The sequence below is a fragment of the Paenibacillus sp. J53TS2 genome (assembly GCF_018403305.1).
In the GTDB taxonomy this organism is placed as follows: domain Bacteria; phylum Bacillota; class Bacilli; order Paenibacillales; family Paenibacillaceae; genus Fontibacillus; species Fontibacillus rhizolycopersici.
The window spans coordinates 524,179-537,695 of record NZ_BOSK01000001.1 but is presented as its reverse complement, the minus strand read 5'-3'; the positions used below and the strand labels follow the sequence as shown (position 1 = coordinate 537,695).

Annotated in this window: 11 protein-coding genes and 1 tRNA gene; 10 read left to right on the top strand and 2 right to left on the bottom strand. The window is 50.7% G+C overall.

The features are described 5' to 3' along the window. The first annotated feature begins 93 nt into the window (after positions 1 to 93). The 7 genes from KJS42_RS02535 to KJS42_RS02505 all read left to right on the top strand — a co-directional run bounded on the left by KJS42_RS02535 (position 94) and on the right by KJS42_RS02505 (position 8,761). The gene (locus tag KJS42_RS02535) at positions 94 to 1,710 is read left to right on the top strand and encodes a glycoside hydrolase family 5 protein (protein ID WP_213621875.1); all 1,617 of its coding nucleotides are present in this window, start codon (positions 94 to 96) and stop codon (positions 1,708 to 1,710) included. Between the two features lie 89 nt (positions 1,711 to 1,799). Continuing rightward, positions 1,800 to 1,887, top strand: a tRNA-Leu gene (locus KJS42_RS02530). Positions 1,888 to 2,284: 397 nt separating this feature from the next. Then, on the top strand, positions 2,285 to 3,736 hold the full coding sequence (locus KJS42_RS02525; RefSeq protein WP_213621874.1) for an MDR family MFS transporter: 1,452 nt from the start codon (positions 2,285 to 2,287) through the stop codon (positions 3,734 to 3,736). A gap of 192 nt (positions 3,737 to 3,928) precedes the next feature. Next, positions 3,929 to 4,267: a hypothetical protein gene (locus KJS42_RS02520; RefSeq protein WP_483311267.1), complete on the top strand. Its 339-nt coding sequence runs from the start codon at positions 3,929 to 3,931 to the stop codon at positions 4,265 to 4,267. Between the two features lie 322 nt (positions 4,268 to 4,589). Next, positions 4,590 to 5,333: a LytR/AlgR family response regulator transcription factor gene (locus KJS42_RS02515; protein ID WP_213621873.1), complete on the top strand. Its 744-nt coding sequence runs from the start codon at positions 4,590 to 4,592 to the stop codon at positions 5,331 to 5,333. Beyond that, entirely contained in the window at positions 5,330 to 6,610 is a 1,281-nt protein-coding gene (locus tag KJS42_RS02510; RefSeq protein ID WP_213621872.1) for an ATP-binding protein, read from the top strand. The genes KJS42_RS02515 and KJS42_RS02510 overlap by 4 nt, the downstream gene beginning before the upstream one ends. Positions 6,611 to 6,706: 96 nt before the next feature. Beyond that, positions 6,707 to 8,761 carry a serine hydrolase domain-containing protein gene (locus KJS42_RS02505; RefSeq protein ID WP_213621871.1) on the top strand — a complete coding sequence of 685 codons (2,055 nt, stop codon included), beginning with the start codon at positions 6,707 to 6,709 and terminating at the stop codon, positions 8,759 to 8,761. A 64-nt stretch (positions 8,762 to 8,825) separates the two neighbouring features. On the opposite strand, the gene KJS42_RS02500 is transcribed toward KJS42_RS02505, so the two are convergent. Then, positions 8,826 to 9,611 carry a lipase family protein gene (locus tag KJS42_RS02500; RefSeq protein ID WP_213621870.1) on the bottom strand — a complete coding sequence of 262 codons (786 nt, stop codon included), beginning with the start codon at positions 9,609 to 9,611 and terminating at the stop codon, positions 8,826 to 8,828. Positions 9,612 to 9,734: 123 nt separating this feature from the next. Here KJS42_RS02500 and KJS42_RS02495 point away from each other — a divergent pair, with 123 nt between their 5' ends. Beyond that, positions 9,735 to 9,932: a hypothetical protein gene (locus KJS42_RS02495; RefSeq protein ID WP_155605089.1), complete on the top strand. Its 198-nt coding sequence runs from the start codon at positions 9,735 to 9,737 to the stop codon at positions 9,930 to 9,932. Here KJS42_RS02495 and KJS42_RS02490 read toward each other — a convergent pair. Beyond that, on the bottom strand, positions 9,915 to 10,874 hold the full coding sequence (locus tag KJS42_RS02490; protein WP_213621869.1) for an amidohydrolase family protein: 960 nt from the start codon (positions 10,872 to 10,874) through the stop codon (positions 9,915 to 9,917). The genes KJS42_RS02495 and KJS42_RS02490 overlap by 18 nt on opposite strands. 80 nt (positions 10,875 to 10,954) lie before the next feature. On the opposite strand from KJS42_RS02490, the gene KJS42_RS23065 reads away from it, so the two are divergent. Together KJS42_RS23065 and KJS42_RS02480 are read left to right on the top strand one after the other, a co-directional pair. After that, positions 10,955 to 11,857 (top strand): GNAT family N-acetyltransferase, encoded by a 903-nt coding sequence (locus KJS42_RS23065; RefSeq protein WP_244868358.1) that lies wholly within the window; start codon positions 10,955 to 10,957, stop codon positions 11,855 to 11,857. A gap of 90 nt (positions 11,858 to 11,947) precedes the next feature. After that, positions 11,948 to 13,516, top strand: a complete 1,569-nt coding sequence (locus KJS42_RS02480; RefSeq protein ID WP_213621868.1) for a response regulator transcription factor — start codon at positions 11,948 to 11,950, stop codon at positions 13,514 to 13,516. Position 13,517 lies beyond the last annotated feature (1 nt).

Genomic DNA, 13,517 nt, shown 5'->3' with positions numbered 1-13,517 from the left:
GGACGGCGATTGCTCGAGGGAATCGGATGCTATAATGGTTCCGATTCAATGATCTATTCGAGATTACCGATAAGCAGCGGGAGGAGACTAACGATGCACGAAAAAACGGATCGCTCGCGGGTGAAAGGCTTTCTCCGCGCAGAGGGAACAAGGATCGTGAACGGCGAGGGAGAGGAGATCCTGCTCACAGGCTGGGGGCTGGGAAATTGGCTGCTATGCGAAGGGTACATGTGGTTGTCCCATAACCCCCGGTTTGACCGCCCACGGCGAATCGAAGCAGTCATTCGGGAAGTTGCCGGCAGTTCCTATGCCGAACAGTTCTGGAAGCGTTTCCGAGAAAGCTATGTGACTCGCGAGGATATTCGGCTGATGGCGGAGCAGGGCTACAATTCGGTTCGCATTCCTTTCGGATGGCGGATTCTGATGGAGGACGAGCCGGGGATTCGTTGGAAAGAGGACGGTTTTGCACTGATCGACCGTTGCCTGGATTGGTGCGAGGAATTTGGCCTTTATGCCTTCTTGGACTTACACGGTGCGCCCGGCGGGCAGACCGGAGCCAACATCGACGACTCGGTTGATGATTTCCCTCGCTTATTCACCGATGAAGACAGTTGGAACAAAGGGATCGAGCTGTGGAAGGAGCTCGCCCGACGGTACTGCGATCGCTGGATCGTAGGTGGTTACGACCTGCTGAACGAGCCGGTTCGGCCAGGGTTGATGGAGGGAAAACACGAGGATTACCTCGTTCGACGGTTGGCGGCCTTTTATGAGGAAGCGATCGCCGCCATTCGGGAAATCGATAACCGGCATCTGCTATCGGTGGAGGGGCATCATTGGGCGACGAATACGGCCATATTTTATAAACGTTATGACCCCAACATGGTTATTCATTTCCATAGGTATGCCTGCAAGCCCGGCAAAGAGGCGTATGAGGAGTTCCTGGCGCTTTCCGAGGTGCTGGATCTGCCCTTATGGCTGGGCGAGACCGGGGAGAACGACCTGGAGTGGTTTGCTGCGATGTATCCGCTCGCTTTGTCGCTGGGAATCGGCTACAATTTATGGCCATGGAAGAAGATGGAGCGCGCGACATCGCCTTATACCGTGAACAAGCCCGAGAGCTGGGACGAGTTTCTTGCTTATACAGAAGGGGGAGCACGGCCAAGTTATGAACGCGTGCAGCAAATTCTTGATGCCTATCTGGAGAATATCAAGGTAGAGAATTGCACCCTGCGGCCGGAGGTGACGGCGGCGGTGTTCCGTACTCCGGGCTGCCGGGTTCGCGGCACGGATTACGATGAACTGCCGGGGAGAGGTGTCTCCTACAGCGGAACCCGTACGGAAGGGAACATCTATAAGTACCGGGCCCAAACGGGGATGAAAATCGTACCGATTGTAGACGAGCCCCAAACGAAGAAGTTTGGGTTCGACAGCGGCTGGCAGAACCTCGCTTTGGAGTTAACAGACGGCGAGTTTGCAGCCTACTCCTTCCGCGGCATCGATGCAGGTCATACGGCGACGCTGGAGCTGATTTGCAAGGAGGCTGCGCTCGTAACCGTCATGCAGGATGGGGTGGAGAGAGCATGCATAACGCTCTCCCCGGGCAGTGATCTGCGCCGCGTTAGCGCCGAGTTGACTTCGGCTGCCGCATCCACGCTGGTTGTGAGCGTGCAAGGTGGACGTATCGACTTGCATTCCATCGCGGTGGAGTAAAAAGGGTTGACTCTTTTTGCGGCGCATGATATTTTATATCTTGTCGCCGTGAAAAACGGGTTATGGATTTCGCGGATTTTAAACACCAAGCGGTCGTGGCGGAATTGGCAGACGCGCACGGTTCAGGTCCGTGTGGGCTAACCCCCCGTGGAGGTTCGAGTCCTCTCGACCGCACCACCTTAAGAATGAACTAGCTCTTGAACCTGTCCTTGTGACGGTTCAGGAGCTTTTTGTTTGATTGGGGTGGTTTGCAAAGCGTTGCTTCTAACCATGTTTACACCGTTTGCCAGCATTAGGTTGGCTCAGCTATGCCGAAGACCGTGGAATCGAAATCTGCGCAGTTCAAAGAATGTTATTGCAAAAAGGAATGTAATCCTTTATTATGGACACTGTAGATCTATAATTGTAATGTTATTGAGGGAGGGGGAGAAACAGGGATAAGGCGTTCAAGCAATGCATTTCATATATTCTAATTGTGGATATTGAAGATCTATGGAGGATATATTTATTATGGAAAAACAACTTTTCGATGTGTGGCACGGTTACCTGAATATAGAGGCTTGGGGGAAAAAGGATGATCGACTTAATTAAAATAAAGCGCGGCCCAATCCTGTTTGCTCTGATTATCGGCATGTTCGTCGCCGGTTTGAATGAGACTTTAATGGGCAATGCCCTTCCTGAATTTATGAAATCGTTTGGTGTGTCTGCTGCAACGGGTCAGTGGCTTTCCACCGCCTATATGCTCGTTGTTGGCGTGCTTGTTCCGGTTACGGCAATCGTGCAGCAATGGTTTACGACCCGGCAAATATTTCTGTCTGCGATGAGTTTATTCCTTGTCGGTACGGTTACCTCGGCGGTGTCGCCGGAATTCGGTGTGCTGCTGGTCGGGCGGATCATTCAGGCGATGGGAACCGGCATGCTGATGCCGCTTGTAATGAACGTTATCATGACCATTTATCCGCCAGAAAAGCGCGGAGGTGCAATGGGCATTTTTGGGCTCGTCGTCATGTTCGCCCCGGCAATTGGCCCAACTATATCAGGATTAATCATTGACGGACTAACATGGCGCTGGCTATTTTACCTTGTACTACCTTTTGCGCTGCTCTCCATTATCATAGGAGCCGTTGTGTTGAAGAATGTGTCGAAAGTTACCAAACCGCGAGTGGACCTCCTATCCATCGTGTTATCAACGATCGGATTCGGCGGAATCGTTTATGGGTTCAGTAATGCCGGCGAACACGGTTGGTCGGAACCGGCAGTCGTCTGGACGATCGCTGCAGGCGTTATTTCCTTATTGCTGTTCGTGTGGAGGCAGTTATTGTTAAAGGAACCTGTTATGGATTTACGTGCTTTCCGGTATCCGACATTTACGCTTATCGTGGCGCTTATGCTTGTGCTAATGATGACATTTTTCTCCTCGGCGATCATGCTTCCAATATTTATGCAAGGTGTACTCATGGTAACGGCATTTAAATCAGGCTTGATTCTGCTTCCTGGAGGGTTTGTGAATGGGCTCATGGCTCCGATTTCAGGCAAGCTGTTTGATAAGTTTGGACCTCGCATAACGATCATCCCAGGCCTGGCCCTTGTTGCCATCTCATTATGGCAATTTACCCGATTCGATGAAACGACGAGCACGGGGTTCCTCGTCGCCGTTCACGTCGCACTGATGATTGGTTCCGCGCTTGTCATGATGCCCGCACAGACGGCGGGGCTCAACCAACTGCCAAACCATCTGCACCCGCACGGGACAGCGATCTTGAATACGCTGCAGCAGGTGTCCGGCGCAATCGGCACTGCTCTGTACATCAGTATTATGTCGGGCGGACAAAAGCATTATTTGAGCGGGGTGAGCGATCCGCAGGCTCCGGCGGAAATTGCCAACGGGCTCGCAGCGGGCATCAACAATGCGTTTGTTTTCGGCGGCGTCATCGCCCTTGTTGCGTTTGTACTTGGTCTCCTTCTTCGTAAAGGGAAGTCGCCGGGACTAGAACAGGAAGCAGAAATAGGGGAGTCCATAAACTAAAAGGAAAGAGCGAGGGAGGATCATGAACGATTTTTACAATGCATCCGTTTGGGAAAAAGCATGGAAAGACGATTCCGATACCATCGTAAACATGATGAGAAGAGCCGGGATCGATCCTGCTAGATCCTTTGACCATAGGGCCAAGACTCTCAACGAACAATCATGCCGATAATTCCTGCAGAGCATAGCCTTGTGAACGAAGTTTGGCCTCTCCTCACGGGTCAGCCTTTTCATACGAAACCTACGGAAATGGGATACTTGCTGCATTTGTTGTATCTTAAAGGTTATGCTTATGAATCGCTAATCACATGGGAAAAGAAAACAAAGGAGGTCACCAGAGAAACGGCAATGCAGGAAACGATGTCTTGGCTTGGCCATCACCGTCTGCCAGTAGATGAGCGGAATCGGAATATCATTGCTGACTATTTGGATCAAGCATATCCGTCCGGCAAAGTAGTCATTCAGGAGGGCGGACGTTTTGGCAAAGTACTGATTCGATTACAGAATCAGAACATGAATAGTTCCCAATAACTGCTCGCTATATTAGTTAGTATGCTCGGAAATAGCGGTGTAGCGCGCATCCGTTAGCTCAATACGCGTACTTGTTCGCTCTTTGCACGATTATCCCGTTGGATCAGATGCTAGTAAGTGAATCATGGCGCATGATTAACGTCCGTTCTATGATCTCCACCTCGATCTCCACCCAGCTCAAGCCCAACTCTGCCCCAACCCTCAACTCTACTCTGCTCCCTGAGTGAAGGGGATAATCGTGCAAAGAAGCGAGCAAGAGGAGGGAAACCCTGCGTTGCGTTATAGTGGAACAATGAGAAGAAAGCAACGGAGGTGAGGCAGGATGTTTCGAGTAGCGGTTTGCGATGATGATGAGCAGCAACGAGACCAACTGCGGCAGATATTGCTGGCTTTATCGTTTAAAGCCAATATCGAATTTGAAATCGAATTGTTCCCCTCCGGCGAACAGTTAGTGTCCCATTATGAACAGGAGAAATCGCCGTTCCATATTCTCATATTGGATGTGGAGATGAGCGGGATAAACGGGATTTCCGTAGCCCGGAGAATCAGGGAGCTTCAGCATCTGGATGAGCAAATCATCTTTTTGACGAGTTATCCCGAATATATGGTGGAGAGCTTTGATGTGTTTATTTTTCAATACTTGATCAAGCCTGTCGCGCCGTCGGTACTGGAGGAGAAGGTCATTCGGTTGTGCCGTTATTTTCAAGCGCAGGAGAAGAAGTTCTTGATCGTTCAATCCGGCTATGAAGATGTGGTGCTCAAGCATGATGAAATTATCGCGATTGAATCCGCCAAGAGCCTAACAGTGAAGAACAAGTTGAAGTTCATAACCGTATCTCAAGTTGTTGAAAGTAAAGGACTGATCTCGAAGTATGCGGAGTCTCTAAAAGACAGTCAGTTCTTGCAGATTCATCGCTCAATCATCATTAATATGAACCATGTGAACAAATTTGCTGGGAGTGTCGTACAGATGTCAAACGGATTGGAAATGCCGATCGGACGATCGAAAATCAAAGAAGTGAAAGATTTCTATACGAAATTCAAGGTAATGAAGGACAACTTATGATTCCATTTCATCTTCCGATTCTGATCAGCATCGTATTCGTGCTAGGTTACCAGCTTCTCCTATATTTTGACTCGGTGTTTGGGCGGTCGGCTCGTAAACCGCATCGGATCGTGCATTTTATCGTATTCGTATTGGTGAGCACGGTCTATTTGACTGTCGACATGGGGTGGGGCGCCGCCTCCGGTGTAGCCTTATTGCTGATTTACAGTTTAGCGGACTCCTACCAGGTTGAACTCAAAAACAAGTTGATGTATACGGTCTTGTACGCGGTGTTGATGTCCATCGTCAATTCGCTCTCTTTGTTTGTTTTCTACACCCTCAATTCGGACGAATTTCGGAATTTTGAACCTTCGAGCTTTTCGGCGTCCGCCAAAACTCTGTTGCTCTCCTGCACGTTTATGTTTGTTGTAGTTCAGCTGATCCGACTCATGGCCAAACGTCGAACGTATCCGTTAAAGCCTTCATACTACCTTCTATTTCTGTTCGTCCCCGTGTTCAGCATTTATCAGGTAAATAGGTTGGCTGCGTTTAGCGAAAAAAACCTGCATTTCTTTATTTGGGTCATCGGACTGTTGTTACTCAATGTGTTGGTGATCTATATGTTCGACACGATGATGGAGAAGTTTCAATTCCAACAGGAGAATTTTCAATTGCAGCGACAGATGGACTACCAAGACGCGAACTATGAAAAAACGGTGCATAGCTTCAAATCCATCAAACGCATCATCCACGATACGAACCAGCAATTTCTGTATGTTGAGGAGTGCATCAAGCGGGGGGACCCGGCTGCGGCATTAGAACATATAAGAGTCACGCTAAATAAAGTCGAAGACGCTTATCATCGAGTGAATACGGGCCATCTTGTAATCGATGCCCTTGTCACAAACGCACTGAATATCGGCGAGGCGAATGGGATTCGAATCGACACACAGCTGAGTCTCTACTCGCAGGATCTGAACATCGATCGTTACGACCTTTGCGTCGTGCTCGGCAATATGCTGGATAACGCTTTGGAAGCTTCCAAGAAAGTCAAGATCGCAGAAGATCGCTATATCCTGATTCGCATCCGCTCGGACGAGTCTGCTCTGTCCATTCAGATTAAAAACCAAACCGAGCATGAGGTGATTCGTTTACAAAGCCAGAAGCCAAACCGGGAGTTTCACGGGATCGGCCTCACCAATATCTCCAGAATATGCGAGAAATACGGAGGCAACATGACCATCGAGACGGGCAGTAAGTCCTTTAATAATATGGTGGTCCTGCCGTTCGGGGATTGATATTTGCGTTTCAGAACGAGTGGCCTTCATCCGCTTCTTCCTTCATGTACGATAAAACCTATATCCAATAGATAAAGGTACAGGGAGGAATCGGAAATGAACAAATGGATGATTGGTTTCCTTACGTTGTTACTGGTGCTCATCATGCCGGCGGGTCAAGGAAACGTTCAGGCAAGTGCAAACCCGGTAAAGGATAAAGCGCAAGCGCTGGCTCAAACCGTCATCTCAGATTATGGCGTAACCAGCCTGCAATACGCCATTAGGGATCATGGAGCGATCACGTTATCTGACGGCGCTGGAGCATCTAATCAGGAAACGGGTGCGCCCGTCACCCGGGAGACGATGTACGGAATAGGCTCGGTCAGCAAAATGGTTGTCGCCGCAGCGACCATGCAATTGGTCGATGCGAAGCTCGTGGACTTGGATCAACCGCTCACGATGTATGTCAAGGACTTTCAAATGGCGGACAAAAGGTATCGCCAAATTACGCCGTGGATGTTGTTAAACCATTCATCGGGTTTGTATGGTTCCCACTACGAGAACAGCATGTTATTTGATGATAACGACACGCAAAACCATGACGAATTGCTGAGCAAGCTGCGGTCCGAGCACCTGAAATCTGACCCCGGCGCGTATTCCGTCTATTGCAATGATGGCTTTACGCTACTGGAGATTCTGGTGGAACGCGTAAGTGGTGTCAGCTATTCAGATTACCTGGATCAACATTTTAGCAAGCCTTTGGGACTCGGAAGCACCAAAACGCCACTCGATACGTTTGACCGAGAGAAGCTGGCCAAAACTTATTTTCCAGGAATAGATCATGTTTTACCTGTGGAAAATGCCAATGTGCTTGGTGCGGGCGGCATCTATTCTACTGCTGAAGAATTAACGAAATTTGCCGAAGTCCTGATGGGAGACCGGCCGGAGTTGCTTTCCAAGGCTGCGTCGAAATTGATGCAAGCCCACGAATATCGCAACGGAATTTGGGTGGAGGAAGAAACGAATATTTTTAACTACGGATTGGGCTGGGATGCTGTAGAGCTGGCTCCGTTTGGAGAATACGGCATCACCGCTTTATCGAAAGGCGGCGATACGATCGTGTATCACGCCGGAATGATCGTCTTGCCGGAGCAGCATATCTCGATCGCCGTGCTTTCTTCGGGAGGAAGCTCGTTCTATAACAGTGCCTTCGCCGCCGGGGTATTGCTGGAGTATTTGGACGAAAAAGGCCTGATTGACGAGATTCAACCGACTCCGACCTTCGAGGCTCCCGTTAAGATGGAAATGCCTAAGGAGCTGCAAGCTTATTCCGGATTATACGGAATGGTCGGCGAAACAATGAAGGTTGTCATTCAACAAGGGCAAATGGAATTGGCAGCCCAAATGGGCGGTTTAATTCCGGCACAAACGTATGTATATACGGGCAACGGCCGGTTTGCGAGCAGCGATGGCACGGCCAACGTTAGCTTTGTGAAGGAGACCAACGGCAAGACCTATTTGAAGCTGGATGCATATTTGAACTTCCCGGGGCTTAGCCAAATGCATATGGTATCCTACGAATATCAGAAGCTGGAAGCTCAACCGCTGAGTCAAGCGATGAAAGAAAAGTGGAAAACCAGAGATGGAAAAATGTATTATGCTTTGGATGAGAAAATCAATTCCCTGTTCTTCCTGGCCACGTCGGTTCTCAATAAAACGATCTCACTTGATCTTGAATACGGTTATGCCAACGGCGCTAAAATCGTGGATGCCAATCAGGCGGTGAACATTATGGAAATTCCGAATATGAACAGCCGGGACGCTTTTGATTTCAAATTCTCGGAGTTGAGTGGCGCGGAGATTTTGGATGTAAATGGTCAAACCTTTATCCGTGAGGATGGAATTCCTAACCTCTACGCCGGAGCGCAATCGAAGATCACCATTCTACCAAGCGGCCAGGCAAGATGGTTTAACATACAGCCGTCCTTGGCAGAGCGGACGATGACCGTGAAAACGGAAGGAAGCGGCGGCTTCATCGTATATGACGAACAAGGGTTGCTGGTTCACTCGTCGATTATTAGTAAGCAGCCTTCCTTTAAACTGCCGGCCGGCGGGAAGATCGTGTTCGGCGGGCAACCCGGAGACGTGTTCCGTATTCATCTGAGCCAATAATTTCTCTTAGAGAAAACCGCTAGCCGTGCATTGACGGCTAGCGGTTCTTCGGTTCTCAACGATGTTAGCCCGGATTCGGGCAAAACGAAGGGCTCAAGGAGGATAAATAATCGGTGTATGCCGAATCAAGCTTAGCCAACTCTGCGAAATAGCTGTCGATGACATGATTGGAGGATAACGAGGTGTCGGCGAAATACAGCGGGTAGGAAACGGAGACATGGCGGTAATAGTAGGTTTTATCTAGTTTTGGCAGCTTGAAAATCGTAGGGGGGATATGCGTCACGGCGTCGAATTCATTGTGAATCCGATAACTGTTTGGGACGTACTGGGTAAATGCGTTAACAAAATTCGGATCCCCGACACGAGGAGATCCGAACGTAAACAGGATGGGCACGCGAGGCGTGTTAGCGGCGATGTCCATGGCACACAACGTTGCCAGGGCGGCTCCGAGGCTATGGCCCGTTAGATATAGCGTCTTATCCTCCGGTAGCCGGCGCAGCGCCGAGTGAATTTGGCGGCGGGCCGATGCATAAATGCCGGTGAATCCCCGGTGCGTGGCGCCGGCATCCTTGGCCCATTTGAACTTCTGCTGCGTGGCGATGGCATCGGCAATCCAGTTGGACGTTGAGCTAGTGCCCCGGAAGGCGATCACGATCTCGTCCGCCGAATGCCATATAAACCCGAAGCGTTCCCACTGGCCGATCAGGGATTTTGCTTCGAGGGTCTCATACAGTGAATAAGGCGGCGGGAGGACAAACGTACCGTCCGAATTCGTGAATTGCGCGTAGGTCTGGCCGCAAACCGCCGCCAAGAACAACGCGCGCTGGACTTGAGCCTGGTTTAATTCCATGATCCATCCCCCTTCGCCTTCCTGATTCCAATATATTAAGAGCGAAGAAAGAAGATGCTATAGTGCGCGATTGGCCCAGGCTGATTATAATAGGGACAACGACTTCTTTAGGAAGGTGATTGTATGGCATGGTTAATCCTAGTCATCATTTTGATTTTGGCGTTTGCTTTGATCGCGACGATAAGAATCGGGCAATCGCAAAGCAACCGGGAAGAAAATCCGCGTTACACCCAACAAACTGGCCGGAATTGGCTACGTCTAGGCGTGATGTATGCCGTTGGTGTTCTTGCGGTTGTGTTGATCTTAATGATGTTTATGTAGTGAGCCGACATAACTTAACCCGGTCACCCTGATGAAATCGAGTTCCTCCGCGGTCATGAGCCCAGATTGATACAAGTTCAGGTATTCTTGTGAGACGCTTTGGTTGAAGATCAACAGATCATCCGTGTTTATGGTAACGGGAACCCCGTAATCGTAAAGTTTGCGCAGGGGATGTCTCGCGTAGCTGTCCGCTACCCGTAGCAGGATGTTGCTCGTTGGACAGACATTTAACCGGATGTGATGATCAGCCAGCCAATTCATTACGGAGACGGATCGTGCCGCCGCAATGCCGTGGTGAACCTCATCCAGTTCCAACTCCTCCACAGCTTCTCGAACATCGTCCGGTGAGCCGAACTCCCCGACATGCGCTCTAAGCCTTAGCCCCGCTACCTTGGCAATCCGGTAGACCGGCTTGAAATGGCGGATCGGCTGGGCGAATTCATCATTGCAAATGTCGATGGAAGCAAACCAACGATATGCCAATACCTCATCAATCTCTTTTAAAATATCTTCGATCCGGCTTTCCCTGCCTAATGACAGCTCAGGGAAAAACGACGTGCCGGGAGTCAAACATCTGTGCAATTCTTCTATGATCCCCATAAACGTCTTCATCCCGCCCAAGGCGGAGATTTCATCCAGGCCGAAACTAAGTGCCAATACCTCGATTCGGTCGGCCTGCGCCTGTGCGAAGGAAGCTTCGATCCGTTTTAAGTATCCTTGGAGGCCGCGGCAATGGATTTTGATGTTGGACTCGAACCAGGCTTGCATATCCAGGAGAGAGTCGAAAGGCCGGCCGGGGGGCTCGATTTTAGCACCGGACCAGGCTTCAATGTAGGAGATGTTGCCGCCGCGCCCGGCATGACTATGCAAATCGCTTTTCGGTATGCGTTTCAATTCATCCAGCGCGTTAAGGTGTAAAGCCTCTGTAAAGGAAAGGCTCATCCACACCACCTCCATCCTAATTAACGATATCCTAGCATAGCGCATCATTAATTTCTATTGATCTAAAAGGGGGAGCAAACATGGACATTCGAATTTTGCCCTTAAGTCCGGAGCGGATGGAGGACTTTAAGACATACTGTCGCAAGCATCGCCAAGAGGTGGACGACTCCTTCTTGTATGAAGAGGATTTGGCTGAGTTCCAAATTCATGAGGAGCATCCCACTTACATAGCCGTCAATGAGAAGGGGGAACTGATCGGCGCGGCTTCGATCATCGCCGATGCTTACCAGCGAAAGGGACAGCAGGCGCGTTTTCGCATTTTGCACAGCGAAACCGGGGATGAGGCCGTTTACCATCGCTTGCTTGCTGAAATCGTGAAGCATGGCGAGGGCTTGGCGAAGATGTTCATCTTTGTGCCGTCGGTTAATCCCGGACTGATGGAGATCGTTTCACAGCTTGGTTTCCAGGTGGAAAGATATTCTTTCCTGCTGGTGAACGAACCGCTGAACCCCGCGCCGTATGACCTTCCGGAAGGCTATAACTTCCGTGCGTTCCGCCCTGGGGAGGACGAGGAAGCTTGGTGCGTCGTGCGGAATGCTGGATTTTCTCAACTGAAGGGCAGCCAAACGCCAATTACGCCGGACATGGTGGCGAAGTATCCCGGAGAATCGGATTATCTGAACGGCGGTATGCTGTTATTGGTCCATGAGGATCGGCCGATTGGCATTGTACGTTGCGCGGACGACGAATACGTGGATGCGCCGATCATGAACATCGGGCCTCTCGCACTGCTCCCTGAATACCAAGGGAAGGGACTCGGCCGCTTGCTGCTTCGTCGGGCGATGGAGTTTGGCTGGGAAACCGGATATAGCCGGGTCATCCTGTGCGTTAACGCGGAAAATGAACGGGCCAAAGCGTTATATCTTCAGGAAGGGTTTAAAGAAGCGGAGTATGCGGTGAATTACCGATTGGATCTGCAGTGATGCGAAGCGGCGGGAGACCGCCGTTTTGCTCTTTTGTGTATACGCTAACATTTCGAACGGAACTTGATTGGATCCTGGGGGGATAAAGACATGAGCGAGCTCTGCCGGATAATGATTGTTGATGATGAACTGTTGGTGCGTCAGGGGATCAAGCACCATCTGGATTGGGAGACGCATGGGTTCCGCATTGTCGGCGAGGCCGCAAACGGCAAGGAAGCGCTGGAGATGATGGAACCGTTGTCGCCTCATATCGTCATTACGGATATCGTCATGCCGGTGATGGACGGGGAGGAATTGACTCGCGTGCTGAAAGCCCGCTACCCGCAGGTGGAGGTGATCGTGCTGAGCAGCTTTGGGGAATTCGAGTATGTGCGTTCCACGTTCCAAAGCGGTGTCGCGGACTATATCCTCAAGCCAAAGCTGGAGACGGAGGAGCTCTTGCAGGTATTGCAAAGAACCGCTCGCAAAATTCCTGGGTTTTCACTCGGAGAAATCGAACGCGGGGACTTGCCACTGGAACGCCTGCTCGAGCGTCTAATCGACGGATACGAATCGGAGGAGGGGGATCAACGGGATCAACGGCTGTCCGAAGCTTTTCCGTATGATCGGTTTCTGCTGACCGGTACGGATGCCAGCCAAATAGCGGGGGAACCGGACGGGTATCTATCCGGTCTTGCGGCAGGATTGGAGAGCCGATTGTACGAGCTGACCGTTTCGATGCGGATTCAGCGCATCTATTCCGAAGGCAGGCAACTGCTAATGTTGCTGAATTTTCCCGGTCAGCACAGAGTTGAAGTGACTGACGCTGTGTACGGATACGCGCTGGCCAAAGCAGCGCTGATGCCGGATTTGACGTGGGTGATCGGCAGCGAATTTGCGGAGCTTCGCGATTTGGGGAACGCGTACCGGGAAGAGTGGCAGAAGCTGTTGGGATTTCGGTTTTATTTTCCTGGAAAGACCGTCCTGCAAACAGAAGAGCTACCCCCGGCTACCGCGCTTCCTACATTCGACATGAAGGAATTGATGTCTGGAATTAAGAAGGGGCAGGCGGAGGAAGCGTTCGGGAGATTGCGAGGACTCGCTGCCGAAGCGGCCGGGAGTTATCGGCAAACGCCCTTTGAGTTCAAATCGTTCTTGGGGAACGCCGTATTCCACGTGACGATTGCAGCCTTGGAGCTCCACCGCGAAGCGAAAGAGCTGGAAGCATCGAAGTTCACCTATTTTAAAGCCATTGATGAAGCGCAGGACGTAGCCGGTGCTTTACAGGCGTTCCACGCTTTCTTGAGTGAAGCGGAAGCACTGATATCGGCCCGTGTCCCGCTGCCCGGCGACGGCAACATGAAGCTGCTGCTTGAGTATATCGATGAACACTATGGAGAGCCGCTTTCTTTAAGCTCACTCAGCCGGCATTTTCACTTTAATCCGTCGTATTTGTCGAGCTACTTCTCCACTCACAACGATGAGGGGTTTAGCGAATATTTAAATCGGATCCGTATCGCCAAGGCGATGGAGCTACTCCGTACCGACGTGTTGCCCATTTCGGAGATCGGCAGCCAAGTGGGTTATTCGGATCCCAGTTATTTCACCAAAGTGTTCAAAAAGCAAACGGGGTTGTCGCCGCGGGAATATCGCCGGCAGCAGCTCGCCAAGAGGGGATAAC